This window comes from Cyanobium sp. T1B-Tous (assembly GCF_024345475.1).
In the GTDB taxonomy this organism is placed as follows: Bacteria; Cyanobacteriota; Cyanobacteriia; order PCC-6307; family Cyanobiaceae; genus Cyanobium_A.
The window spans coordinates 72,254-96,847 of sequence record NZ_JAGQBE010000002.1 but is presented as its reverse complement, the minus strand read 5'-3'; the positions used below and the strand labels follow the sequence as shown (position 1 = coordinate 96,847).

At 65.8% G+C, this 24,594-nt stretch carries 28 protein-coding genes and 1 tRNA gene; 18 read left to right on the top strand and 11 right to left on the bottom strand.

From position 1 onward, the window contains the following. Positions 1–89: 89 nt before the first annotated feature. From KBY71_RS01090 to KBY71_RS01075, 4 genes are all read left to right on the top strand, one after another. Positions 90–338 (top strand): hypothetical protein, encoded by a 249-nt coding sequence (locus KBY71_RS01090; RefSeq protein WP_254927151.1) that lies wholly within the window; start codon positions 90–92, stop codon positions 336–338. Further along, on the top strand, positions 335–700 hold the full coding sequence (locus KBY71_RS01085; RefSeq protein ID WP_254927150.1) for a hypothetical protein: 366 nt from the start codon (positions 335–337) through the stop codon (positions 698–700). Before KBY71_RS01090 ends, KBY71_RS01085 begins: the two co-directional genes overlap by 4 nt. An 18-nt stretch (positions 701–718) precedes the next feature. Continuing rightward, positions 719–1,630, top strand: a complete 912-nt coding sequence (ppk2, locus tag KBY71_RS01080) for a polyphosphate kinase 2 (RefSeq protein WP_254927149.1) — start codon at positions 719–721, stop codon at positions 1,628–1,630. 395 nt (positions 1,631–2,025) lie between these two features. Next, positions 2,026–2,316: a hypothetical protein gene (locus tag KBY71_RS01075; protein WP_254927148.1), complete on the top strand. Its 291-nt coding sequence runs from the start codon at positions 2,026–2,028 to the stop codon at positions 2,314–2,316. 105 nt (positions 2,317–2,421) lie between these two features. On the opposite strand, the gene KBY71_RS01070 is transcribed toward KBY71_RS01075, so the two are convergent. Further along, a tRNA-Ser gene (locus KBY71_RS01070) sits at positions 2,422–2,506 on the bottom strand. Between the two features lie 146 nt (positions 2,507–2,652). On the opposite strand from KBY71_RS01070, the gene KBY71_RS01065 reads away from it, so the two are divergent. From KBY71_RS01065 to siaD, 4 genes are read left to right on the top strand one after another with little or no spacing between them, the layout of a single operon-like run. Then, complete coding sequence (locus KBY71_RS01065; protein ID WP_254927147.1) at positions 2,653–3,822, top strand: SpoIIE family protein phosphatase; 1,170 nt, start codon at positions 2,653–2,655, stop codon at positions 3,820–3,822. Between the two features lie 59 nt (positions 3,823–3,881). Further along, a complete protein-coding gene (gene siaB / locus KBY71_RS01060) occupies positions 3,882–4,439 on the top strand; it encodes a biofilm regulation protein kinase SiaB (protein ID WP_254927146.1) in 558 nt (185 codons plus the stop codon). Between the two features lie 5 nt (positions 4,440–4,444). Next, positions 4,445–4,843 (top strand): biofilm regulation phosphoprotein SiaC, encoded by a 399-nt coding sequence (gene siaC, locus KBY71_RS01055; RefSeq protein ID WP_254927145.1) that lies wholly within the window; start codon positions 4,445–4,447, stop codon positions 4,841–4,843. A 14-nt stretch (positions 4,844–4,857) separates the two neighbouring features. After that, on the top strand, positions 4,858–5,676 hold the full coding sequence (gene siaD, locus KBY71_RS01050) for a biofilm regulation diguanylate cyclase SiaD (RefSeq protein WP_254927144.1): 819 nt from the start codon (positions 4,858–4,860) through the stop codon (positions 5,674–5,676). Positions 5,677–5,697: 21 nt separating this feature from the next. Here the strand turns inward: siaD and nrdJ are convergent, their stop codons facing one another. Then, on the bottom strand, positions 5,698–7,980 hold the full coding sequence (nrdJ, locus tag KBY71_RS01045) for a ribonucleoside-triphosphate reductase, adenosylcobalamin-dependent (RefSeq protein WP_254927162.1): 2,283 nt from the start codon (positions 7,978–7,980) through the stop codon (positions 5,698–5,700). Positions 7,981–8,213: 233 nt separating this feature from the next. On the opposite strand from nrdJ, the gene KBY71_RS01040 reads away from it, so the two are divergent. Next, a complete protein-coding gene (locus tag KBY71_RS01040; protein ID WP_254927143.1) occupies positions 8,214–8,903 on the top strand; it encodes a trans-aconitate 2-methyltransferase in 690 nt (229 codons plus the stop codon). Here the strand turns inward: KBY71_RS01040 and KBY71_RS01035 are convergent. Next, on the bottom strand, positions 8,900–9,274 hold the full coding sequence (locus KBY71_RS01035) for a DoxX family protein (RefSeq protein WP_254927142.1): 375 nt from the start codon (positions 9,272–9,274) through the stop codon (positions 8,900–8,902). The genes KBY71_RS01040 and KBY71_RS01035 overlap by 4 nt on opposite strands. Positions 9,275–9,558: 284 nt before the next feature. Here KBY71_RS01035 and KBY71_RS01030 point away from each other — a divergent pair, with 284 nt between their 5' ends. The 5 genes from KBY71_RS01030 (at position 9,559) to KBY71_RS01010 (ending at position 14,474) form a co-directional block, all read left to right on the top strand. Next, positions 9,559–10,650, top strand: a complete 1,092-nt coding sequence (locus tag KBY71_RS01030; protein WP_254927141.1) for a hypothetical protein — start codon at positions 9,559–9,561, stop codon at positions 10,648–10,650. Between the two features lie 44 nt (positions 10,651–10,694). Beyond that, positions 10,695–11,726, top strand: a complete 1,032-nt coding sequence (locus KBY71_RS01025) for a hypothetical protein (RefSeq protein ID WP_254927140.1) — start codon at positions 10,695–10,697, stop codon at positions 11,724–11,726. Between the two features lie 27 nt (positions 11,727–11,753). Then, a complete protein-coding gene (locus tag KBY71_RS01020) occupies positions 11,754–13,406 on the top strand; it encodes a peptide chain release factor 3 (RefSeq protein WP_254927139.1) in 1,653 nt (550 codons plus the stop codon). 57 nt (positions 13,407–13,463) lie between these two features. Beyond that, positions 13,464–13,703 carry a hypothetical protein gene (locus KBY71_RS01015; protein ID WP_254927138.1) on the top strand — a complete coding sequence of 80 codons (240 nt, stop codon included), beginning with the start codon at positions 13,464–13,466 and terminating at the stop codon, positions 13,701–13,703. 93 nt (positions 13,704–13,796) lie between these two features. Continuing rightward, complete coding sequence (locus tag KBY71_RS01010; RefSeq protein WP_254927137.1) at positions 13,797–14,474, top strand: CPP1-like family protein; 678 nt, start codon at positions 13,797–13,799, stop codon at positions 14,472–14,474. A 19-nt stretch (positions 14,475–14,493) separates the two neighbouring features. Here the strand turns inward: KBY71_RS01010 and hslO are convergent, their stop codons facing one another. Then, the gene (gene hslO / locus KBY71_RS01005; RefSeq protein WP_254927136.1) at positions 14,494–15,411 is read right to left on the bottom strand and encodes an Hsp33 family molecular chaperone HslO; all 918 of its coding nucleotides are present in this window, start codon (positions 15,409–15,411) and stop codon (positions 14,494–14,496) included. Then, complete coding sequence (locus tag KBY71_RS01000) at positions 15,408–16,070, bottom strand: ABC transporter ATP-binding protein (RefSeq protein ID WP_254927135.1); 663 nt, start codon at positions 16,068–16,070, stop codon at positions 15,408–15,410. The genes hslO and KBY71_RS01000 overlap by 4 nt, the downstream gene beginning before the upstream one ends. 60 nt (positions 16,071–16,130) lie before the next feature. Here KBY71_RS01000 and KBY71_RS00995 point away from each other — a divergent pair, with 60 nt between their 5' ends. Continuing rightward, positions 16,131–16,610: a DUF3531 family protein gene (locus tag KBY71_RS00995; protein WP_254927134.1), complete on the top strand. Its 480-nt coding sequence runs from the start codon at positions 16,131–16,133 to the stop codon at positions 16,608–16,610. A gap of 8 nt (positions 16,611–16,618) precedes the next feature. Further along, positions 16,619–17,398 (top strand): 16S rRNA (uracil(1498)-N(3))-methyltransferase, encoded by a 780-nt coding sequence (locus KBY71_RS00990; RefSeq protein WP_254927133.1) that lies wholly within the window; start codon positions 16,619–16,621, stop codon positions 17,396–17,398. A gap of 31 nt (positions 17,399–17,429) precedes the next feature. Here the strand turns inward: KBY71_RS00990 and KBY71_RS00985 are convergent, their stop codons facing one another. Beyond that, the gene (locus tag KBY71_RS00985) at positions 17,430–17,807 is read right to left on the bottom strand and encodes a hypothetical protein (protein ID WP_254927132.1); all 378 of its coding nucleotides are present in this window, start codon (positions 17,805–17,807) and stop codon (positions 17,430–17,432) included. 152 nt (positions 17,808–17,959) lie between these two features. Between KBY71_RS00985 and KBY71_RS00980 the strand changes: the two genes are divergently transcribed. Then, positions 17,960–18,715, top strand: coding sequence for a TIGR00297 family protein (locus tag KBY71_RS00980; protein WP_254927161.1), 756 nt, complete (start codon positions 17,960–17,962; stop codon positions 18,713–18,715). On the opposite strand, the gene KBY71_RS00975 is transcribed toward KBY71_RS00980, so the two are convergent. The 5 genes from KBY71_RS00975 to KBY71_RS00955 all read right to left on the bottom strand — a co-directional run bounded on the left by KBY71_RS00975 (position 18,649) and on the right by KBY71_RS00955 (position 22,909). Further along, positions 18,649–19,533: a sigma-70 family RNA polymerase sigma factor gene (locus tag KBY71_RS00975; protein WP_254927131.1), complete on the bottom strand. Its 885-nt coding sequence runs from the start codon at positions 19,531–19,533 to the stop codon at positions 18,649–18,651. The two genes, KBY71_RS00980 and KBY71_RS00975, sit on opposite strands and share 67 nt — an antisense overlap. Positions 19,534–19,659: 126 nt before the next feature. Next, positions 19,660–20,340, bottom strand: coding sequence for a GDSL-type esterase/lipase family protein (locus KBY71_RS00970; RefSeq protein WP_254927130.1), 681 nt, complete (start codon positions 20,338–20,340; stop codon positions 19,660–19,662). Then, a complete protein-coding gene (locus KBY71_RS00965) occupies positions 20,297–21,883 on the bottom strand; it encodes an ABC transporter permease (RefSeq protein WP_254927129.1) in 1,587 nt (528 codons plus the stop codon). Before KBY71_RS00965 ends, KBY71_RS00970 begins: the two co-directional genes overlap by 44 nt. Continuing rightward, positions 21,880–22,671 carry an ATP-binding cassette domain-containing protein gene (locus KBY71_RS00960; protein WP_254927128.1) on the bottom strand — a complete coding sequence of 264 codons (792 nt, stop codon included), beginning with the start codon at positions 22,669–22,671 and terminating at the stop codon, positions 21,880–21,882. The genes KBY71_RS00965 and KBY71_RS00960 overlap by 4 nt, the downstream gene beginning before the upstream one ends. A gap of 16 nt (positions 22,672–22,687) precedes the next feature. After that, on the bottom strand, positions 22,688–22,909 hold the full coding sequence (locus tag KBY71_RS00955; RefSeq protein WP_254927127.1) for a hypothetical protein: 222 nt from the start codon (positions 22,907–22,909) through the stop codon (positions 22,688–22,690). 203 nt (positions 22,910–23,112) lie between these two features. On the opposite strand from KBY71_RS00955, the gene KBY71_RS00950 reads away from it, so the two are divergent. Further along, positions 23,113–24,594: an arginase family protein gene (locus tag KBY71_RS00950; protein WP_254927126.1), complete on the top strand. Its 1,482-nt coding sequence runs from the start codon at positions 23,113–23,115 to the stop codon at positions 24,592–24,594.

Sequence of the window (24,594 nt, the reverse complement as noted above, 5' to 3'; positions counted from 1 at the left end):
GCGGCCACCCAGCCTGCCGCCACCCCTCCGGCACCCGCCCCTTGACGTCGACGGTCCGCTGGTCACACTGAGCGGGAGTCGATAGGGCCATGGCCACAATGACCTGGTCGGAACTGCGGATCCGGGTGGCGAGCATCGGTGCTGCCCTCGGGGTGGTGGTGCGCAGTGATCCGGAGGTCTGCGGGCTCAGTGGCGACAACTTTCGCCTCTCCCTGCACCACGGCGGCCAGGGGGATTGCACCGTGGCCGATCTCTCCCTGATCGACTGCCCCAACGAACTCGTGTTGATGGAGTTTGAGCGCTGGATGCGTGGTGCGGGCTACGCCCTCGAGGTATGACCTCGCCCCGCCGCCGCGCCCTGCAGCTGCCCACCACCGGGGATGCCACCCGGCGGGTGTTCCGTCGCAAACGGCGCCCGGCCCGCTGGCGCCAGGCCGGCATCGCCCTGCTGCTCGGCGGCGCCGGGGTGCTGCTGCTGCTGGGCCTGCTGCAGCTCCCAGAGCGCTTTGACACCTTCCTGGTGCTCAGCACGGCCCTGGCCAACCTGATCGGCGGGGTGCAGCAGGCGCTGTGGGGGGTGCTGCAGCTGCTGGCCGTCGTGCTGGTGGTGCTGGCCGTGATCTTGGCTCTGGGGCTGGTGGTCACGGGGTTGATCCGGTTGGTGCGCGCCTTCTGGCCCCAGTCCCCCCGTTCCCGCTAAGCGCGGTCGCCGCACGCCATGGGCAAGTCCAAGAAGCACGACCAGCCCCCCGCCGAGCCGCGCCCGCCCCGCTTCGGGCCGTTCAGCGACCGCTACTACCCCTCGGCCCTGCTCGATGACCTGGCCGCTGAGCCCAGGGCGGTCAATGGGGGCCGGCTCGACCGCAAGCTCTACGAAAAGGAACTCACCCGGCTGCAGGTGGAGCTGGTCAAGCTGCAGTACTGGGTGAAGGCGTCCGGTTTCCGCCTGATCGTGTTGTTCGAGGGCCGGGATGCCGCCGGCAAGGGCGGCACGATCAAACGCATCACCGAACCGCTCAATCCGCGGGGCTGCCGCGTGGTTGCCCTGGGAACCCCCTCCGACCAGCAGAAGACCCAGTGGTATTTCCAGCGCTACGTCGAGCACTTCCCCGCAGCCGGGGAGATCGTGGTGTTCGATCGCAGCTGGTACAACCGGGCCGGGGTGGAGTCGGTGATGGGCTTCTGCTCCCCCGACCAGTTGGAGGAATTCCTGCAGAGCTGTCCGGAGTTTGAGCGCATGCTGGTGCGCTCTGGAATCGTGCTGCTCAAGTATTGGTTTTCCGTGAGCGATGAGGAGCAGGAATCCCGCTTCCAGGCCCGCATCGACGATCCCGCCCGCCGCTGGAAGCTCAGCCCGATGGACCTGGAAGCCCGCAGCAAGTGGGAGAGCTTTTCCCGGGCCAAGGACGTGATGTTCTCCCGCACCAACATTCCGGAAGCCCCCTGGTTCACGGTGGAGGCCGATGACAAGCGTCGCGCCCGGCTCAACTGCATCCAGCACCTGCTCAGCAAGATCCCCTACGAGGACATGACCCCGCCGGCGATCAAACTGCCGCCCCGCAAGCCGGCCCAACACACCCAGCGTCCGCCGCGCAACGAGCAGTTCTTCGTGCCCAACCGCTATCCCTAGGGCCTGCCTCCGCCGGCCGGTTCATCCATGCAGGCGCTGGAACCACAGGCCTGCCAGTTGGTAGGAGCTCCAGAGAAAGGCCAGCAGGATCAGCCAGTTCAACCAGGGGGGACGCTGGGGGGTCTCGGGGCCCATGGGCAGGGAATGGCGCTCAGCCACCCACACTCGCATTGGTTCCGCCAGGCCTGGCCATAAAAAAGCAGGGATTGCTCCCTGCCTGATCACCACTCCCTTCATGGCGCTCGAGTGCAGCCTAGAAAGGTCGCCCGCCAGGGCTGCCAATCCACCGCTTTTCCACTGCATCACACACCGTGAAGGCCCGCTGCTGCCTGGCGCCCCGCCTAGGGAAGTCCCCTAGGGTTTGGGCCGCTGGCCGTTGGGATCGGGGGGCACAGATGGGAAATCCAATCAGTGTCGAGCTGTTCCTGCAGAGGGCCCGGTCTCGGTTTGGGGATCAATACGACTACGCGGCGATGGTCTACAAGAGTTTCAAGACGCCGATCCGGATTCGCTGCACCACCCATCCGGTGAAGGAGATCTCCATCACCCCGGAAAAGCATCTGCAAACCACCGGGGGCTGCAAGTACTGCCTGCGTGAGAAGCGCATCGTCAACCTGGAGCGCGAACTCAACCGCGCCAGTGCGGAGCGCCCTGCCCAGCCCCGGCCGATCACGGCTCAAGACTGAGCCATCCGCAGGGGGTGGAGCCCACTTGTTTTCCCCACCCCCGGTCGTGGTGCAGGGGGGGCAGGGGGCCGCGCGCATGGGGAAGCGGCGGATCGGGAACCAAAACGGAGAGGGTGGGATTCGAACCCACGGAGGCTTGCGCCTCGCCGGTTTTCAAGACCGGAGCCATCAACCACTCGACCACCTCTCCAGGGGGCCAGCCGGACACTGCCGGACCGGCACCATGATCTCATGACTGCCCGCCCGGCGGTGATCTGAGAACTTGCTGAGAGCAGGCTGTCTCGCTGGAGCGATTTGACTAAACTCGAAACTGGAAGAGGGCTCAAGAGGATCCGGATGGCGGTGTCGCGACCAACACGTCGAAAGCGGGTGCTTTCCATTCAGCAGATCTTTCTGCTTCTGGCCATCCTCAATGGAATTGTTCTTGGCTACTTGATTTATTCAGCTTCCATGCTGCTGAGTGATCCCAGTTCTAGTCAGGTTCAGGCCCAAACAACGATTTTCTTGGCCGTTCTCTTGGTGATCGGTGTCACGATCTCCTACCGGATTCTTTCCCTGCGGGTGGTGGAGCCCCTGAGCCGCCTGGTTCGTCAGGCCAATGCCATTGCCTCCACGGACACCAATGAACTGCTGACGCTGCGTGGCAACGATGAGATCGGCCGCCTTACGGAAGCTTTTAACTCCGTTCTGATGCGCCAGCGTCAAGCCTATGACCTGGTGGATTCAGCCCACCAACGCCTCAAGGACGTCACCAAACAGGTTGACGACTCGATTCAGTATGCAGCTCTGCTGCAAAAATCAATCCTGCCCAATCGCCAGCTTCGTGAACGCTTCGGCAACGACCATTTCATTCTCTGGCAGCCCCGCGATACGGTCGGCGGAGATTATTATGTGTTCCATGAAGAGGGTGGACGCTGCCTCGCTGGAGTCGCCGATTGTGCCGGCCATGGCGTGTCTGGGGCCATGATGACCATGTTGGCTCGCGCGGGGATTGATCGCTCGATTCAGGTCAAGGGAATTGCCTCCCCTGCTGCCATCCTTCAAGCCACCAATGAGGGGATGCATAGCATTCTCAGTGAAGCCCAATTGTCTCGGGCAATCGCCACAACAATGGATGTGGGTCTGGTCCTGATCGATGCTGAATCTTGTCTGCTTCGTTTTGCTGGTGCCAAGATTTGGCTCTATTGGAGTGATGGTGAGACCGTGAATTTCATCAAAGGTGACAATCGCAGTCTTTGGGATCGCCGTACGGGCGACTATCACGACCATGATGTGCCACTCAGTTCTGGTAACACCTACTACTTGACCACCGATGGTTTTCTCGACCAAGCTGGTGGCGAGCACGGTTTTGGACTCGGCTCGGATCGGTTCTCCCAGTGGATTTTGGAACATGCCCACAAGCCTCTCTCTGAGCAACACGAGGCCTTTTCCAAGGCTTTGGATGCGTTCAAGGGGGATCATCCCCAGCGGGATGACATCACCATGCTCTCCTTCCGTTTCAGCTAATGGAGAGTTAGAACCCTTAACCAACCTTTGATGGTAAGATTGAATTCAGCAAGCAGCCCATGGACAGTTCCCTGACCACCAGTCGAAGCCTCTCCTCGTTGAGAGACTTCTTCACGCATGAACGGATTTTGATCTGCTTCAACGGACCAACCTCAAGAAGTCTGATCGGTGAAATTGGTGCGGCGCTCAAGGAACATATTGAGTCCACCAGGGAGTGTATGTCGTCCGCCATGGACGTCTTCAGTGTCTATATCGAAATGAGTCAAAATATTAGGCATTACACGGCGGGTCGAGGCTACAATGATCAAGACGCAACAGCCACCGTTGTGATCGCAGAATCTGGAATTGATCGCTATATCGTATCTGCTGGTAACATGATCGAGCTGTCCGATGGGCAGCAATTGTTGGAACGTGTTGTCGAGTTGGCTCGGCTGGATAAGATTCAGCTGAAGTCCCTCTACAAGGAGCAACTCCGCAAGCCACGGGAAGATGGAGCTGTCACTGGGGCGGGGCTGGGGTTGATCGATATTGCCCGTAAATCGTCCGAGCCCCTGCAGGCCAGCCTCGATGAGCTAGGGGGCGGCAAGGCTTTTTTCACGCTCCGTGCCACAATCTGACGGTCATGACAAACACTGATTTCCAGAAAAATCTGAGTCTGGCCCCAACCCAGTCCACCCCTGCAGTCAAGGCAGAGTGGGACGAAGGATTGCTCGTGATGACGGGAGAGTCCTACCCAGAGAACACCTATGAAATTTTTGACTCCATCATTGGTTGGGTTGAAGAATTTCTAGGCTCTGAAGATCGCCCCTTGAAAGTTGAGCTGAAGCTCAACTACCTTAATACGAGTAGTATCCGCGCCATGATTGATATCTTTGACAGGCTTCAGTCCGCTGCCGACGATGGCAGGTCGATTACTGTTTCTTGGTTCTATGATAGCCGTAATCCTCGCTCGGCAGAGTTGGGTGAAGAGTTCAAAGAAGATTATACCTTTGAGTTCGAGATTGCTGCCGTTGCTTCATAGTATTCGCCGCCGCCATGCCCTCTCCTGGTGATCTCCGGTCGTCTGATGCTTTTGACGATCGTGTAGCTGAGCTGCTGGCCGATGAGGCCTATCTTGGCCATCCCCTCAGGGAGGCCTTGGCGGAGCTGATGGAACGGATGACCCAGCAGGTGTCACGGCTGGAGCGCATCACCCAGATTTCCGATCGCTACCAAACAGGTGTGCAGGAACGGGTGCGCAACCTATCCCGCCGGTATGACCGGCAGATCCGCACCCTGGAGCGGGCCATCAGCATCTCCGACCGTTACCAGTCGATGCTGAACGACCTCAACAAGGCGTTGCGGGAGGCATCCACCCACGATCTGCTCACCTCGATCCCCAACCGTCGCTTGATGTCCGAGCGTTGTCGCATTGAGGATGAGCGGTTGGCACGGGAAGAGGGCACCTACTCCCTCCTCACCATGGATGTGGACCGTTTCAAGCTTTTCAATGACGTTTATGGTCACGACGTGGGTGACGAGATCCTGATCGAATTGGCGAATTCGTTTACCAAGAGTTTGCGTGAATATGATTCCTGTGGCCGTTGGGGAGGGGAAGAGTTTCTCGCCCTCTTGGTGAATGCTGATCTGGCTACGGCCTCTGATATTGCCCAACGGATGTTGGAAAATACCCGGAGCCTGCGGATCAGGGTTGGTGATGAGTTGCTGCGTGCCACCATCAGCATCGGCGTGGCGGAAAGGGCCGAGGGAGAGGTGTACACCCAAACCTACAAACGGGCTGATGACGCCCTACTTGTGGCCAAACAGTCGGGCCGGGACCAGTTTGTGGTCGCCGACCCGCCCAGTTCAGGCTGAGACCCCTGGGCCCCTTCCCCTTCAGTTGTTGCTGGGTTTCGCGAGGGGCAGCAGGCACTTGTCGGAGTCGCAGCCCGCAGGGCCGGCTTCAACCAGTTCACCGCGGTCGTAGCGCTGCAGCGCTTCAAAGAAGCAGGTGGTGCTGCGGCGGGTGGCCACTTCGGCGGTGAGACGCTGGTAGGTGGCAGCATCGATCGGCTCAAAGGGCAACCGCGGGAAGGTGGCGTTGGCATCGAAGCGGGCCAGCAGCGCCGCCGAGATGTAGCCCTCGCCCTGGTCGATCGCCTGGTGGATGGCATCGGCCAGTGCTTCGATTTCGTGCTCGCGGAACTCCACTGTGGCCGAGGTGTTGTGGGCCGTGTAGTGCTTTTGCACCTGCATGTAGAAGTCGAACTGGGCCAGGGCTGAGAAGTTGTTGATCTCCACCTGATCGGCGCCGGGGATGTTGGCCCAGCTCACTTCCGTGGGGATCTCCACCAGCCACTCGGTGCAGCGGGGGTCAAAGGCGTCGTCCAGCAGGCGACCCTGCTCGTCCTTGTCGGATTGGGACGGCACGATCGTGTAGCCGTAATCCATGCAGGCCAGCGCCACTGGATCGTTCTTGCGGAAGGTGATCCGGCGGATGAAGCGCTGGGCCTTGGGGGGATGCCAGCCGGGGGAGGCGCCGGTGAGCAGGCTCTTGGTGCCGGCGGGCTGCACGGTGGTGCAGCGGTTGGGGCGGCGCAGGCCGTGGCGGTCGCAGTAATCCCACACCGACTGGTTGACGATCTCTTTCCAGCGGCTGAGGAATTCCGCCTCCTGGGCCTTGAAGGCCAGGCCCGCTTCCGTTTCGGGACGGCCGGCTTCCCACCACTGCAGCCAGGGGGTGCCGAAGGCGTGCACAAAGAAGTCGAACAGGCCGGTGAAGCTCACGCCCACGATCGGATCCCAGGCCCGGCTCTGGCGGTAGCGCTCCACCTCAAAGCGATGGTTGAGCAGGCAGGCCACCGCGAGGCCGGCGGCCCGGAAGGCCTCCTCCTGGGCTACCAGGTCGGAGGGGTCGATCTGGTTGAGGTGGATTTCGGCCAGGTTGCAGTGGAAGTCGGCGCCGAGGATTTCGCCGCAGGGGTTGAGGCCGTAGCGCCCCAGGCGGTGCTCCAGCTCGGCGGCACTGAGGTCCGGGTGGTGGGTCGTGAGCCACTGTCCGGCCTGCTCGCGGCCCTGGTCGCAGTAGATGCCGATGAACTCCGTGCGCAGCTCGGGGGTGCTCAGCAGGTCGGCGTTGGAGCGGGCAATGGCTTCGGGGGCGAACTGGATGGCGCCCTCGCCGCTCTGGAATTGCTTGTTGACGGCCTCCAACACCGTCTCCCGGGACGGGCGGCTGTGGAAGACGCGGGTGTGGTTGGCCATGCGCAGGGCATCGCGCTCGGGATCAATGCGCCAGTTACCGTCGCTGTCCTGTTGCCAGAGGTTCTCCTTGGCTCCAGCGGCGGAGTTGTCCTCGGCGCTGAATTGGCGCATGCCGGCGCTGCGGCGGATGTTGCCGGCCACGATCGTGACGGCGGCCTCATCGATCAGCAGGCAGCACTCCACCGAGGTGAGCTGGCGGCCCTGGGCTTTGTTGAGGATCTGGGCCACGCGGCCGTAGAGGTCCTTGAGCTTCACCGGGTTGGCCATGCCGCCAAAACCCTTGAGGGTTTCTCCCACCGGCCGCACGTCGGAGAGATCGACGCTGATCTCAATCGGGCTGGTGGCGTCGAAGCGGTCGTCGCTGCAGAGGTTGAGCAGCAGCTGGTAGCTGTCCACCCAGCCCCGGCGGGTGTCGCCCACCTTGATCGCCACGCTGTTGCCGCTGATGCTGTGGCTGGTGTGCTCCTGGCGCTGGCCGGCGGGGGTGGCGCCGATGTCGGTGACGCCGGTAATGCTGAGCTGGTTGCGCACCACCGGCAGGCGGTTGATCAGGTGGGGCTCAATGATGGCGCCGGTACCGCAGCCCATCATCGCCAGGTCCATCATCAGCCCGAAGGCTTCCCAATCCACCAGGTTGGTGGAGGTGCAGTTGTAGGAGCCGGAAAAGTTCTCGCTGCGCTCGATCCACTCGGTGCCACCGATCCACAGCCAGCGGCCGGAGGGCAGGGCCTTCTGCTGCTGCTGCATGCGGCGCAGCAGGGCCACTTCCTCGTCGTTGAGGTCGCCCAGGCGGCGCAGGCCGCCCAGGTTGCGCTCGGCCACCTGATACCAGCTCTCCCGGCCGGTCTCGGTTTTGCGGCTGTAGGTGCGATAGAAAACAGGATTGGCGGCTGGCGCCGTGGCCGGGAAGTCGATGGCCTCGCCCGCCGGACTGCCGCTGGCGGCGGCATAGGCCTTTTCAGCAGCAGCCTTTTCAGTCGCTTCGCTGATCGAGGACGGGGGCGTGGCGGAGAGGGTCACAGGCGGTACAGCCCTGGGGTGAGCCGAACCATAACGCCACCGGTGGGGTGTGCAAGAAGCCGTTGACACCAGCAACAGTGGGCCCTGGATGGGGGCGGGCAGACTGCTGCTTGCTGCTGAGGCGCCTGATGGAGCGGATTCCCGAGCCCGAGCTGATGGATGACGCGGCCCAGGTGGAGGCCTATGCCGCGGCCGATTTCGAGGCCTCCGACGCGGCGATGCTGGAGCGGCTCGCCCACCTCTGCGGCGACGATCCGGGCCTGCGGCTGGTGGATCTGGGCTGCGGCCCCGGCAACATCACCTTCCGCTTGGCTCACCGCTGGCCGGAGGCCTCGGTGCTTGGGCTGGACGGCGCCCCCCGCATGCTGGCCGTGGCCCGGGAACGTCTGGCGGCAGCGCCGCCTGAGCTGGCGGAGCGGTTGCGCTTTGAGCAGGTGGTGCTGCCCCTGGCGGCACGCGGATCTCTGGCCCCCAGCTTTACGGCGGTGGTGAGCAACAGCCTGTTGCACCACCTGCACGATCCGGCGGCGCTCTGGCAGGCCGTGGCCCGGCTGGGTGCCCCTGGGGCCTGGGTGTACCTCCAGGACCTGCGGCGTCCTGCCAGTCCCGAGGCGGTGGAGGCCCTGGTGGTGTCCCAGACGGTGGGAGCCCCCGAGGTGCTGCGCCACGACTACCGCGCTTCCCTGCATGCGGCTTTCAGCGTGGCGGAGGTGCGGCAGCAGCTGGAGTGCGCGGTCTTGGCGCATGCCTGCTTGGCCGGTCTCCAGGTGGCGCCGCGGCAGGAGCGCTACCTGGAGGTGTGGGGCCGGCTGGTTTAGGCGTCGTCTTGTTCGATGACCAACAGGAGCCCAGCCATGATCGACAGGTTTTTCAGCAACTGAATCCTCTCGGCCGCATCGCCGGCATTGCCGTGGAACAACAGCGTTGTGGGAATGAGGAAGATCAACAGCAGCACCGCTCCCAGGCGGGATCGCCAGCCGCTGATCACCAACGCTGACCCCGCAGCCATCAGCAGCATGGAGGCCACCACCAACGCAGAGGCCAAGGGCAGGCCCTTGGCCGCAATGGCGCCCGCCGTATCGGCAAAGCCCCCCACCTTTCCAATCACTGCATTGATGAAGACCAGGCAGAGAAGAACTCTGGCAATGCGGTTCAACAGGGAAGGCCTAGAGCTCGACGATGACGACATGAATGAGGACATGAATGAGGACATGATTGGTCAGCGTTATCGATTGTTATGGTGGTCTTCGGTTGTCTAGCACTGTGGATTGGAACCGTTTCTGCTCTACACGGTTTGTAACCGGGGTGTTTTGTAATCGGGGCTTTGATGGAGCGCTTTCCTCGTAACTCTTTCCTCGTAGCGCTTTCATCATCAGCGTCTCCTGGAGCTGGTTTTGATTGGTTTAGGTCGTCGCCCAGAATGGCCACGGCGCAGTTGATCCGGCAGCATGGGGTGTTGCGGTAGCCCCTGGCGTGGTCAAACGCTTTTTGGATCGTCGCTGTCGCAGGCGCCTCCGCTGGCGCGGGCTTGCTCTTGTTGCTTTTGCGCTAGCGGTGACTTTGTTTTGCGGCAGCGGGGTGCAGGGCCTGGGCCCAGCTGCCGCCCTGCCCCAACCGGGCCCAACGCCCATCCCGAGATCTGAGCCTTTCAGGCGGGGTGCCGATCCTCTCGGTGCTGACGAGTTGCAGCTGGGTGCCTATCTGACCGTGATTGATGAGATCAATCTGCTGGGCAATCAGTTTGGTGCTGAGTTTTTCCTTTGGACCCGCTGGTCTGGGTCTGCCGAAACCAATCCCAGTGACCGCTTGGCCGTGCTCAATGCACCCAGTGATAATGATATCGATCGTTTTGAGCTGCTAGAGCGGCGTCAGCTCGGCGAGATCAGTTGGAGCCTCTACAAGGTGCGCTGCCGAGTGGCGATGCCTTGGCGGTTGAATGACTATCCCCTGGATCGACACTATCTGCAGATCAAAATCGGAATTGAGAACCCGCTTGTTGACGGACTGACCTTTAAAGTCGACAAAGACCAGTCTTATATTGACCCCGACTTCATCCTCTATGACTGGAGCATTTCGCCCCTCAGAATTGATGTTTCGGGTCTGAGTATTAAAAGCCATCTCGGGCTGCCTGGTCAGGGTGCCAATGTTGTTGCTTCCAGGCCGGTGGTTGATCTTTCTCTTGTGATTCGACGTCGCAGCGAGCTGGCGCTTTGGTCAAGCTTTTTGGGAAATTTCTTGGCCATTGGGTTGTGCATTCTTGCCCTGATCATTCGGGATAGCCGTGACGATCTCATCCTTGGCGCCGTGTTTTCAGCGGCTGGTAATTCCATCTATTTGGCCCAGCTCTTGCCTGCTTCGGCTCTCTCCGGTTTTGCAGGTCAATTCCAAGTGATCATTTATGTGGGTATCGTTTATGTCGTGATCGCCGATGAGCTGTTGGATCGCGTGTTCTCCTCCCAGGCCGAATCGCTCCTCCGCTATCTGCGCCCCGTGTTGTTGCCGAGCTATGTGCTGGCTACCATGGTTTCGGTCTACCATATTTTGCCTTCTAATTTGTATTCCTGATTCTTTCCCAGAGCATGAAGCGGTCTCACCTCTTGCCTGAGCTTTTGTCGGTTGTGTTGTCGTTGTTGGCTTTGGGTTTCGGAGGTCTGTTGATCCGAGCGAAGCTCCAGGATCGTCCAAGCATGGAGGATGATCTGGTGCTCACGGTGGACGAACAGCGCGCACTGCCGGCCGAGGTGATGCCGGTTGTGTTGTTGCAGCGTCCTTGGAATGATCAGAATTCCCTGCCTTTTTTGATGTTGAAGCTTGTGTTGTCGCGAAGTGGGGAAAAGTATGTTTTGGGTTATGGGGAGACGGTGATGGATACCAAAGACTCCATTCAACATATTGCGGCGTCGAAGGGCCTGTCATCCGGCAACCCCACTGGGCTTAGTGTCGGCCTGTTTGGGGCCATCGACTCCTTCAGGCCCGATGTTCTCCGCCTACCCACCCCAGTGGATGGAGGTTTGCTGGGCCTGAGGTTTTCCTGCGTCAATGTTCGGCATGAAGAACGCTTCAAGTCGGTTAAAACAGTTGCCGATCTCACCTCCTATCTGGCTGTTCAGGCGCGTGGCTTCAGCGATGTACGGGTGCTTGTTGGCAGTGGGCTGCCAACCTATGAGACGGCTGGTCGATCTTATTTGAATTTATTGGATCAGGCACGGGTTGATTATCTGCCGCGCGGCCTTGCCAATCTGGAAGAAGAATGTGGGCCTAGGGCTGCCCAGTTGGGTTACGGCAATGTCGCGGTCGATCGCCATCTGTTGATCGCCTACCCCAATGCCTTTGTGTTTGTCATCAACCCCAATAATCAGCGTTTGAAATCGGCCCTAGAGCGCGGACTGGCCCGGGCCATGGCCGACGGCAGTCAGAGGCGCCTCTTGCAGCAGCGCTTTTTCACGCCCTGGCTCAAGCAGACCCTGCGCCTACGGGATCGGCGTCTGCTGGTGTTGTCAACGCCGGAAACGGACGCCTTGATTCGGGAAACGCCGCCCTCGTCCTGGTTGGTGCCCTGGAAGCGGCTGCCCCGCTCCACGGATCCCCCGGTGTCTGCGGCCGTGCTGTGTGAGGAATCATTTTTTGCCCCGCTGTGCTGAGCTGACCCTGCCTGGCAGGCTGGGCCCATGACCACCAGCTCCAGCAGCAGCAGCACCCCTCCCCTCGAGCTGGCGGCCCTGGCCGAGGCCGTGGGCCGCCGGCGCAATTTCGCGATCATCTCCCACCCCGATGCGGGCAAGACCACCCTCACCGAGAAGCTGCTGCTCTACGGGGGTGCGATCCAACAGGCCGGCGCGGTGAAGGCCAAGGGGGAGCAGCGCAAGGTGACCTCCGACTGGATGGAGCTGGAGAAGCAGCGGGGCATCTCGATCACCTCCACGGTGCTGCAGTTCGACTACAGCGGCAGCACGATCAACCTGCTCGACACCCCGGGTCACCAGGATTTCTCGGAGGACACCTACCGCACCCTGGCCGCCGCCGACAACGCGGTGATGCTCGAAGACGCGGCCAAGGGCCTCGAACCCCAGACCCGCAAGTTGTTTGAGGTGTGCCGCCTGCGCCGCATCCCCATCTTCACCTTCATCAACAAGATGGACCGCCCGGGACGGGAGCCCCTCGAGCTCCTCGATGAAATCGAGCAGCAGCTGGGCCTGGCCTGCTGGCCGGTGAACTGGCCGATCGGCAGCGGCGACCGCTTCCGCGGCGTGATCGACCGGCGCAGCCACGACCTGATCCTGTTTGAGCGCGCTGAGCGGGGCCGCACCAGTGAGGAGAAGCGCCTCTCGGTGGCTGAGGCCCGGGCCTCAGGGGCCGTGGAGCCGGAGTTGTTGGATCTGGCCCTGGAGGAACTGGAGTTGTTGGAGGGGGCCGGAGCTGACCTCGACCTGGAGCTGGTGCACGCCGGTGAGCTCAGCCCGGTGTTCTTTGGCTCGGCCATGACCAACTTCGGGGTGCGTCCCTTCCTCGATGCCTTCCTCGAATTGGCCCAGAAGCCCGTGGCCCGCTCCAGCAGTGCCGGGGTGATCGATCCGATCCGCCCGGGCTTCAGCGGCTTTGTGTTCAAGCTCCAGGCCAACATGGATCCCCGCCACCGCGACCGGGTGGCCTTCGTGCGGGTGTGCTCCGGCAAATTTGAGAAGGACATGACGGTGCAGCACGCCCGCACCGGCAAGGCCATTCGCCTCTCGCGCCCCCAGAAGCTGTTCGGTCAGGACCGGGAGGTGGTGGAAGACGCCTACCCCGGCGATGTGATCGGCCTCAACAACCCGGGGATGTTCGCCATCGGCGACACCCTGTATCTGGGCCCGAAGGTGGAGTACGAGGGCATCCCCTGCTTCAGCCCGGAGATCTTTGCCTGGCTGCGCAATCCCAACCCCTCCGCCTTCAAAAGCTTCCGCAAGGGGGTGAATGAGCTGCGGGAGGAGGGGGCGGTGCAGATCCTCTACGACACCGACCAGAGCAAGCGCGATCCGATCCTGGCGGCGGTGGGTCAGTTGCAGCTGGAGGTGGTGCAGTACCGGCTCGAACACGAATACGGCGTGCAGACCCGGTTGGAGCCCCTCGGCTTCACCGTGGCCCGCTGGGTGGTGGGCGGCTGGCCGGCCCTGGAGCAGGTGGGGCGCATCTTCAACTGCAAGACGGTGCGCGATGCCTGGGACCGGCCGGTGTTGCTGTTCAAGAACGACTGGAACCTGGGCCAGCTGGCCCAGGACCACGCCGATCTGGAGCTCAGTGCGGTGGCACCGGTGGTGAGCGGGGTCGAGCCCATCAGCCTTTAGGGAGCCACGCCGGCGGTCCAGGCGCGCCAGACTGGCAGGTAACGAACCATCACAGCGATGCCGACGCCTCTCTGGCTGGTGCGTCCCCGCCCGGACGGGGGCTGCGATTACGTGAGTTTCCTGCCCGCCCAGGGACCCATTGGCGCGATCACGGTCGAGATGCGGGAAGGCAGTCACCTGCCCCCCCAGCTGCCCCTGCTCAAGCACCGCAAGCGTCTCGGGGCCGAAGAGGCCGAGCACTGCCGCCGCCGCCTGCAACAAGAGGCTGGCTTTCGCTCCAGTGAGCCCCTTTTTTAGCCCGTCCTCGATACGCTCCAGTCAGGGAATTCCCCTGGCTTCACCCAGTGGATCTCCTCCGCTGATTCCCTCGGTGCCGCCTCCCGGCTTCTCATGACCCAACGCTCTGATCAGCCCGCTCCGGCGGCCGAGCCCTCCGGCCCCTATGAGCGGCTGGGCGTTGCGGCTGATGCCAGCTTCGACGAGGTGCAGGCCGCCAAGCTCGCCCGGCTCGAGGAGGTGGGCGATGACACCATGGCGCGCTCCCGGATCGAGGCGGCCTACGACGCGGTGCTGATGGAGCGGCTCAAGGAGCGCCAGCAGGGCCGGGTCAGCAGTGCGGCCAAGACGGCCTCCCAGCGCGAACAGCTGGCGCCGCCGCCGCCCCGCCTGGCGGTGCCCTCCCTGCCCCAGCTCCAGTTGCCGCGGGTGGCCGCCCCCCAGCTCTCCCTGCCGGGCCTGGCCCTGGCAACCGGGCGAGAGCTGTGGTTCCCGCTGGCCACCACGGGCGTGTTGCTGTTGCTGCTCCTGCTGGCGCCCAGCTTCCCTGCCGACCTGCTGCTGGCCTTCGCCACCGCCATGGCGGTGATCAATCTCCAGTGGCGCCATCGCCGCTTCCTGGCGGCCGTGGGCTGGGGTTTTGCCCTGCTGTGCCTGGGCCTGCTGCTCGGGGCGATCCTCACCGGAGCGCTCTCCAGCTCCCTGCCCCTGGGGCTGCCCCTCACCCCCCTTCAGGTGCAGAGCCTGCCGGCCTTGCTGCTGTTGTTGCTGGGGGCCCTGCTGCTCGGTTGAGCTGGCCGCACCCTGGTGGTCAGGGCACGGGCGCCAGTTCGTCAATCAGCCCGGCCAGTTCCGCCGCTTCCACGATGTAGGCCGCACTGCAGAAGTGGCAGGTGAGCTCGGCCTGGCCGTCCTCGGCCAGCATGGCGCTGAGCTCATCGCGCCCCAACAGTTTCAGCGCTCCGACGCTGCGCTCGCGGCTGCAGCGGCACTGGAACCGCACCGGCGTGCAGGCGGCGGCATCGTCGAGGGGCTGGGGGTCGAGGTCGGGAAAGATGTCTTCCAGCAGGCTGTGCAGGTGGCCTTCGCAGTCGGCCAGCCGTTGGCTGAAGTGCTGCACCTCGCGGCAGCGGGCCTCCAGCAGGGCCACCAGCGCCGGTTCGCGGGCCGCTTTGGGCAGCACCTGCACCAGCACGCCGCCGCTGCAGCGCACGCCGCTGCTATCGATCTGCTCGCCCACAAACACCGCCGAGGGGGTCTGCTCGGAGTGCAGCAGGTAGGAGGCCAGGTCATCGCCGATGCCGCCGCTCACCAGTTCCACCGTCGAGCTGAACGGTTCACCTTCGCCCAGGTCGCGCACCACGTGCAGGTAGCCCGTGCCGGTGGCGGTGCGGAAGTCGAACTGGGAGAGGCCATCCGGGCCGATGACCGGATCGAGTTCCAGGGCTGGATGGCCCACGTAGCCGCGCACCGTGCCATCGCGGCCCGCGTCCACCATCAGCCCCCGCAGGGGCCCATCCGATTGGATGCGCAGGTTCACCCGGCCGTGGGCCACCTTCATCGAGCTGGCCAGCAGCAAGCCGGCCGTCATGGCGCGCCCCAGCAGGGCGCTGGTGAGGAAGGAGAGGCCGTGGCGCTCCCGGGCGCAGCGGCTGGTGTGAGTGGTGCTGACGGCCACCAGACGAATCCCGCCTCCGGCGGCCGTGGCCCGCAGCAGCTGATCGCTCAAGGCTCACCGTCCTGGGGTGTGGGCATCGTAAGGATTGGCTTCTGGACCTGGCCGTCCTCGAGTCGCCAGCGGTCGTTGCTGACGCCCCGAAATAGGTCGGGTTCGTGGGTCACCACCAGCACGGCCCGTTCCTGGGCCAGGACGGTGAGCAGCTCGAGGATCTCCCCCCGTACGGCCCAGTCGAGGCCGGCGGTGGGCTCATCCAGCAGCAGCACCCGGGGGTTGCGCAGCAGCTGCACCGCCAGGGCCAGCCGCCGCTGTTGGCCACCGCTGAGCTGCTCCGGCGCCTGCTGCAGCGAGAGGCCCTCCAGCCCCACCAGGGTGAGCACCTCCTGGGCCTGGTCGGCCGTGAGCCGCCGGTGCCCCAGCTTCAGCTCCTGCCCCACGCTGAGGCCGAGGAAATGGCGTTCCGGGAACTGGAACACCAGCCCGCACAGCCAGCGGCGCTGGCGGCCGTTGAGCGGTTGGCCCTCCCAGAGCAGGGTGCCGCTGCTGGGTTCGGCCAGGCCGCTGATCACCTCCAGCAGGGTGGTTTTGCCGCTGCCGCTGCGGCCGGCCACCAGGGCGACACGGCCAACCGGCAGGGTCAGGTTGAGGTCACGCAGCACCGGTTGCGCCGCCGTGGCCGGGTGGTAGCTGACGTTGCGGAGCTCGAGCATGGCCCCAGCATGCCGGCGGGCGAGTTTGATGGAGGCACCGTTTCCTGTTGCCCCGTCGTCATGGAGGTGCGCTTCCGCGAGTTCAACCCCTTCAACTGCTGGATCTGGATGCGCTTCCCCCACCCGGTGGGGGCCGGGGAGCGGGGGTACCTGGAAACCACCTTCGACAGCTGGTTTTTTCTGGGCAAGCTGGGTGGCTTCAATGCCGAAAACCTCCAGGCCCATGAGGAGGGGGCTGAGCTGGGCTGGATTGCCTACAGCCACGAGAGCGCGGCGGCGGCCCTGCCGGCCCTGATGCACAACATGGGCCCGATGGAATACCAGGACAACTGGGCCCGCTGCTGGGTCGATCTCGGCACTAGCGACGCTTTTGCCCTCGATGTGCTGATCAACGCCCTGGGCCAGCTCAACAACGACGTGCTCGAACTGGAGGAACTGCTGATCGGCGGGCTCAACGACGACTGGCCGATCGAAGAGCAGCCCGATGCGATGTTCGCCGGTCTCGATGGCCTCGACTCGGGCGACCCCGAGGACGACTAGGCCCCACCGTGGTGCGGGAACTGCGGCGGCTGTTGATCCCTCCCGAGCGGCTGGCGGCGAGCGGTGGCGCGTTGCCGCTGGAGCGGCAGGAGGCCCACTACCTGGGCCGGGTGCTGCGGCTGCGGCCCGGCGATCGCTTCGCCGTGGTGGATGGGGCGGGTCACCTCTGGAGCGCGGTCCTGCGCCAGGCCGACCGGGCCGAGCTCGAGCAGCCCCTGGCGGCCCCGCTGGAGCAGGCGGCGGCACCCGCTCCGCACCTGGAGCTGGCGGTCGCCCTGCCGCGCCGGGATGCCGACGTGTTGCTGCGGATGGTGGTCGAATTGGGGATCGATCGGTTCACGCCGCTGCACGCCGAGCGCAGCGTCGGGCCCGAACCTCTCAAGCCGGAGCGTGGCGCCACCATCCTGCGGGAGGCGCTGGAGCAGTGCGAACGGCTGTGGCAGCCCCAGCTGGCGCTGGCCAAGCCCGCCCTGGCCCTGTTGGGTGCCACGCCGCCGCGAGGCCTGGGGCGGGGTCTGCTGGCCACCACCCGCCGCAGCGGCACTCCCCTGCTGCTGGAGGCGCTGGCGAAGCTGGCTGCTGATCCGGCCGCTGATCCGGAGGACGTGCCGGCCGGCGTCACGGTGGCGATCGGGCCTGAGGGTGGTTGGAGTCCGGCGGAGGAGACCCAAGCCCTGGAGCACGGCTGGCAGCCCGTCAGTCTGGGGGCCGCCATCCTCCGCTGCAGCACCGCCGCGGTCACTGCCGCGGGATTGCTCAGCCACTGGCGTGAGCAGGTAGCGGGCTAGGTCGTTGGCTGCGTGGCTGGGGCCTGGGGGTTCAGTTGCGGAACATGCCGGAGGCCATCTCCTTGAAGCCGGCCAGGTTGGCGCCGGCCAGGCGGCGACGGCTGCGCAGGGCGTTGGCGGGGTTGAGGCAGTCGGGGGCGAAGGTGCTCAGGCTCGGTGGGGGCAGGGCCTCCTGGGCCGCCCGCAGTTCGGCGGCGATGGCTTCGGCCGTGGTGGGGCTGGCCGCTGCGTTGGCTGGAACGGGCTCGGGGCTGGCTGCGGCCGCCACGGGCTTGGCTTCGATCGCCTGGGCGACAGCTGGCTTTGCGTCTGCCTTGGCTGGCTTGGCTTCGGCGATGGTCACCGTGGCCGGCACGGCGCCCTCACTGCCCAGGTCCAGAAAAAAGGAGGCCTTGCGGTTGAACACCATCACGGCAGCAGCGTCGTAGGGCGATTATCCGCTGCCCGCCTTCCCGGGCGGTCCGGCCGTCGCGCTGTGCAACACACTTTGATGGCGCCACCATCGCCCCTGAGCGCCCGTTCGTGCCCTTTCCCGCCCCAGCCTTACTACCCGCCAGTGGCTTGGTGGCCCCCCAGGCCTGGAGCCACTGGCTGGTGGCCCTGGCGCTCAACACCCTGCTGATTGCCCTGGCCCAGCGCCTGCCCCTGCTCACCCGGTCCGGCTGGGTACATGCCGGCGCCCTCGGCACCCTGCTGTGGGGGTGTCTGGGCCCTCGGGGCTGGTTGGCGGTGGTGCTCTACCTGGCGCTGGGATCCCTGGTGACCCGCCTCGGTTTTCGCACCAAGCAGGCCCGCGGCCTGGCGGAGGCCCGCGGCGGGGCCCGGGGGCCGGAGAACGTCTGGGGATCGGCGGCCAGTGGTGCCCTGCTGGCCATGGCCGCGGCCCTGGCGCCACGCCCGCTTCAACCCCTGCTGCTGCTGGGCTTTGCCGCCAGCTTTGCCGCCAAGCTGGCCGACACCTGTGGCAGTGAGATCGGCAAGCGCTGGGGACGGCACACCGTGCTGATCACCACCCTGCGGCCCGTGGCCCCGGGCACGGAAGGGGCCATCAGCCTGGAAGGCACCGCTGCCAGCTTGCTGGGCGCTGCCCTGATGGCGGCTCTCATGGCAGCCCTGGGCCTGATCTCCGGCCGTGACGCCTGGCTGTTGGTGACCCTGGTGGGCCTGGTGGCCACGCTGCTCGAAAGCCTGATCGGCGCCAGTGCCCAGCAGCGCTGGGGCTGGCTCAGCAACGAGCTGGTGAATGGCATTCAAACGGCGATTGCCGCGGTGCTGGCGCTGTTGTTGGCGCCGTTGGTGCTGGTGGCGGCCTCCTGAAGCCAGGCCAGCAGGGCCTCCCCCTGGCGCTGGGCCTGGCGGCTGGTGAGTTGGAGCTCCAGGGCCAGTTCGCTCCAGCCCAGTCCGTCGAACCAGTGCCCCTGCAGCAGGCGCTGCTCCAGGTGGCTGCGCTGGGCCAACTGGGCCTGCAGCCATTGGCACCGCCCCTGGTTCGCGTCCTCTCGCCAGCCGGTGGTCGGTGCGCCCAGCTGGTCGAGCAGGCAGCCGCTCTCGTCGCCCTCACCGTCCCTAAGGGGAGCATCCAGGCTGCGCACCTGCAGGGCCCGCTGCACCGCTGCGGCCTCTTCCAGCTGGGCCGGACGGCAACCGAGTGCTTCAGCCAGGGCCGCTGGGGGCAGCTGGTCCAGCTCCTGGCTGCGGCGCTGCTCCTGCAGGCGTCGGGCCCGTTGCTGCAGTTCCCGCAGGCGCCGGGGGGTGTGCAGCGGCTGGCCGTGGTCGCGCACGTCGTGGAGCATGGCGCCCCGAATGAAGGGCACGGCAAAAGTGCTGAAGTTGCAGCTCTGGCGCAGGTCGAAGGCCTCCACGGCCCGGATCAGCCCCAGGTTCCCTGCCGATACGAGCTCGTCGAAGGGCTGGCCGCTGTGCTGGCTCTGGCGCTGGGCCACCATCCGCACCAGGGCAAGGTTGTGCTCCACCAGGGCATTGCGCCACCACAGGCGGGTGGCGGCATCGGGGCTGGCCGCCATCGCCTCAAGCCAGCTGCGGTTGCGGGTGTGCACCTGGGAGGGGCCCAGATCTTCGCAGCGGCGTTGGGGCGGGCAGGCGTTGGCGGTGCTGGGCAGGGTGGGGTGCGGCATGGGGGCGAAACGTCGGTGTTTTCACCGTCGCCGCGGCACCAGGCCTCCCCGTTCCCCTAGTGGAGGGACAAAGCATCACCCGGATGGGGGATGCGCCTGGCTCCCGCTCCGCCCTCAGTTCCGCCCTCAGTAGGCCAGGGGGGTCTGGCCGTGCAGGGGCTGGAGATCGGCCCAGGCCAGCAGGGCCGGCCAGTCACGCACCCGCTGATACACCTGGCGGTGCCCCTCGCTGTTGAGGTGCAGGCCATCGCTGCTCAGCCATTGGGGCCAATCGGAGTCGGCCAGCAAGCCCTCCAGCAGCGGCAGGAACGGCACATCGGCCTCCAGGCAGGCCTCCTCCAGCAGGCCTTCGTAGCGGCGGATGTCGGCCTGGGAATACCAGAGCACCTCGGCGTAGGGCATGGCGGCCTCATCCACCGGCGTGAGGCCGATCACGTGCACCGGGGCCATCGCCCGGGCCTGGCGCAGCAGCTGCTGCAGGCCGAACAGAAAGCCATCGGCATCCAGCTGGGGCCGGCCATCGGCGCGCCCCACCCGGGCCGTGTCGTTGAGCCCCACGCCCAGGAGAATCCCCTGGGGCAGCTGGCGGCGCAGCTCTCCCCGGCAGCCCACCTCGGTCCCTAGGCGCGCGGCCAGCCGTTCCAGCCCGTCGCCACGCACGCCGAGGTTGTAGAGCACAGGACCGCCGGGCAGGTCCATCCAGTGGCGTCGCAGCCGCTCACACCAGCCCCCCTCCAGAGGGTCGCCCCAGCCGAACACACCGCTATCGCCAAGTGCCACCAGCTTCCTGGGGATGGCCATCACCATGGGGGGTCTCCAGCAGCCACAGCCGTGCGCGGTCGCTCAGATCTTCCCCCAGCAAGGTCAACAGCGCATAGGCCAGCACCAAGGCCAGCAGCTGATCCCCGGCGAAGGAACTGAGGGCCTCCAGCAGCTGGCTGCCCAGGCCCGTGGCCCCCACAAGCCCCACCACCACCGATTCCCGCAGGATCACGTCGGCGCGGTAGGCGCCGTAGGCCAGGTAGGGGCGGGCCAGCCCACTGAAGCGGCCGTAGAGCAGGGCCAGGCGTGGCCCGGTGCCGGCGGCTCCCAGGGCCTGCTGCTCGGCCACCCCACTGGTTTCTGACGCCTCCAGCAGCAGGCGGCCGAGGATGCCGAGGTTGTGGAAGCCCAGGGCGAGGGCGCCGGTGAGCACTCCCGGCTGCAGCACAAACAGCAGCAGCAGGGCTGTGAGCGGTGGTGGCCACAGCCGGCCCAGGGCCCACAGCCCGCGCACCAGCCAGCCCCCCGCCGGCCAGGGCTGCACCAGCAGCAGCAACAGGGGGGCCAGGCCCACGGCCAGGGCCGCGGCGGTGAGGGTGAGCAGCAGGGTGTTGCCGATCAGAAGCGGCCAGGGCAGGGCGGCTACCGCGCCCCAGTCGGCGGGTCCCAGGGGGGGGAGCCCCTGCCACTGCAGCAGGGCTGCGGGCCGCACCTCCAGGCCCCAGGCCACGGCCCCCAACAGGGGCAGCAGCACCAGGCCCGCGGCCACCATCTCCCGCCCCTGCCGTCCCACGGCCCGCTGGCGCAGCCCCAACCGGGCCGGCATGGCCCAGCGCCGCCGCAGCCAGCCCAACAGGGCCTCGAGCAGCAGCATCACCGCCAGCAGCAGCCACAGGCCGGTCCAGAGCTCCGGGAAGGCCAGCGACTGCAGGGTGAGGCGCAGTTCGGTGCCCAGGCCCCCCAGGCCGAACACGCCCAGCAGGGTGGCACTGCGCAGGGCACATTCGAGCCGGTAGCCGCTGTAGCTGATCACCTGCGGCAGCAGGGGCGGGCCCAGGGCCGTGAGCAGGGCCGCCGGCGCCGGTGCTCCGCCACAGCGCAGGGCCTCCAGGTTTGCGGTGGGCAGGGCGTCGAGCAGGTCGCTCACCACCCGGGCCACCAGGGCTCCGAAGGGAATGGCGATCGCCACCACCGCCACCGCCGGTTGCAGCCCCACCAGCTGGAGCAGCAGCAGGCCCCACAGCAGCTCGTGAATGGAGCGGGGCAGGGCCAGGAGGCGGCGGATCCAGCCGGCCGGGGCGGCGCTGCCGCAGCAGCTGCGCCACACCACCCGCGAGCTGGCGATGCCGAGCACCAGGCCCAGGGCCAGGCTGCCGGCCCAGCCCAGCAGGGCGATGCCTGCCGTGACGGCCAGGCCGCCCAGCACCGAACCCAGCACCAGCGGATCCAGCGATGGCCGCAGGGCGGCGGCGGCGAACTGCCCCACCAGCTCCCAGCCGCCGCCATGGCTGATCCCCGGCAGCAGGGCCAGCACCGGCACGAGCACCAGGGCGGGCAGCAGCACCCACAGGGGGGCGGCGGGCCTCATGGCTCCTCGCTGCCGGCGTAGAGCTCCTCGAGCTGGGCTGGATGGAGGCTGGTGCTCGGCTGGTCAAAGACCAGGCGCCCGGCCCGCAGCCCCACGACCCGATCGAACCCCGCCAGCAGATCCGGGCGGTGCAGGCTGAGCAGCAGGGCGCGCGGGGGACTGGCCAGCTCCAGCAGCAGGGTCAGCAGGTCGGCGGCCAGGCGGGGATCGAGGCTGGCGAGGGGCTCATCGGCCAGCAACAGCAGGGGCTCCTGGCGCAGCAGGCGGGCCAGGGCCACCCGTTGCCGCTGGCCCCCGGAGAGGGCCGAAACCGGCTGGTTGAGCAGGGCTGGATCGAGGTCCAGCCGCTGCAGCACCGCCGCACAGGCGCTGGTGTCGAGGGGCAGCAGCAGATTCAGCAGGGCCCGCGGCCAGCCCCATGCCGCCAGGCGGGCGGCGTTGAGGTTCTGTTGCACCGTGAGCTCCTCGATCAGGCGCAGGTCCTGCCAGAGGGTGCCGATGCGGGCTTGCTGGCGGCGACGCGCCCGGGCTCCACGGGCCCGGGGTTCTCCCTGCCACAGCACCTGGCCCTGATCCGGTTCCAGCAGGCCATTGGCCACCGCCAGCAGGGTGCTCTTGCCGGCACCACTGGGGCCCAGCAGGGCCAGCCGCTCGCCAGGTTTCAACTGCAGGCTCACCCGATCCAGGCGCGGCTGGCTGCGCCCCCGCACGGTGATGTCCTGGAGGGTCAGCAGGGAAGTCAAGGGGGATGTTCTGGGCGGCTCCTTGGCTGGTCCGCCACTCTCCATCCTGCCCTTCGGGGGGCTAGCTCAGCAGGGCTTCCAGCTGGCGCTGCACGGTGTCGCGCACCTCCGGGTCGCCCACCAGCCGCAGCTCGCCGCCCTGGGGCCACCAGTTCAGCTTCAGGTTGCTGACCCCGTCGTCAAAGACCGCCAGTTCAAAGGCCCCTTTGTGCTGCCACTGGCAGGGCACCCCGAGTTGGTCGACCAGCGCCTTGAGCTCCTCCAGGGACCCGTTGAACACCATGGTTTGTCAGCAGGGTGAAGGCCGTTGTCTTCAGCCATCAACACTACGCCTCGCAGCACTGACCTTCAGATTTGGCCTGCAATCAGAACTCTTTGTGAATTCCGTAGCTTCGACGACATTTTGATGGGATTCAGGCGTTGTTCCGACTGTCTGGTTGACACGATTTGTGGGAGGGTAATTCCCATGTCTCCAGATTTTGAGTTTTGAGTATCACCCCCCGTTGCGAAGACTTTGCAGGCCTATTCGCCCTGTTTGATCTCAACGGGGATGGATGGATCTCGGCCGACGAGGTGGAGCGCGTGTTGGCCAGCATGGCCGGGGTTGTCGCCGCCGCTGACGGGGAAGCGCTGCGCGATTTGGTGGCCATCGATGGGCGGGTCACCCTGGCGGCGTTCAGCCTCTGGGCCCAGGGGCGACCTGGCTTGGCCCTCTCCTCCACCCTGCGCGAGATCTTTGCCCTGGTGGACAGCGACGGCAGCGGTTCCCTCAGTGCTGCTGAGCTGGAGGTGCTGCTCGCCGCCCTAGCCCCCTCCTGCCCTGAGCTCCCCTCGGTGGAGGGGCTGCTGGCCGCCCTGGACCGCGACGGCAATGGCGACCTCAGCGTGGAGGAATTTCTGCAACTGCTCGATGCCGATACGGCGATCGTGCTGTCGCTGGCGGATCTCAAGCGGCTGAAAAAGACCTTGGCCCAATACGTCGGGGCCGCCCGCCGCCCGCGGGTGGCCCTGGTGGAGGTGGACTGCGACCTTGGTGCCGGAATTCCAGGTGCTGGTTCAGGCATTGACCTGCTCAAGCAGGCGGCCATCCGCCAGCAGGATCTGCGCCAGCTCAGCGATCGCCTTGTGGAGGAGATTCAGGGGCAGACCAGGCCGGGCGCGCGGGCAGCGGAACTGGGCATGGACACCGGCACCCCCCACGCCCGTCACATCGAGACGATCGCGGCTGTGATGGCGGATGCGGCCGCGTTGGTGGCCTCCACCCTGGAACGGGGGCTGTTCCCGATCGTGGTTGCGGGAGACCACTCCACGGCGGCGTCCACGATCGCCGGCATCCGCCGGGCCCATCCCGATCGGCGCCTGGGCGTGGTGTGGATCGACGCCCATGCCGATATCCATTCCCCCTTCACCACGCCCTCCGGCAACATGCATGGGATGCCCTTGGCCATCGCGGCAGGCCACGACAACCATCCCGAGGCCATCAATCAGCCGGATGGGGCCACCCGCTTGCTCTGGGAGCAACTCCAGCAGCTCAATGGCACGGGCCGGGCGTCGATCGCCCTGGAAGATCTGATCTACGTGGCGGTCCGCGATACGGAGCCGGCGGAGGATGTCACCCTCGAACAGTTTTCCATTCCCGTGTTGAGCACGGAAGACGTGCGCCGGCTCGGGCCTGAGCAGGCAGCCCAGCGCTGTCTCGACCATCTGCAGGCCGTGGATCTGATCTATGTGAGTTTTGATGTGGATTCCATGGACTCCACGATCTGCAAGGGCACCGGCACTCCCGTGCCCGGAGGGCTCTGGGCTGATGAAGCTCGGCAGCTCACCCGCGCACTGCTGGCGGATCCCAGGGTGTGTTGCTGGGAGATCTGTGAAATCAATCCCCATCTCGACTCGCTCAACACCCTGGCTGAGGTGTCCCTGGGCCTCTATCAGGAGGTGTTAGAGGTGCTCGACGCCCGTTTGTAG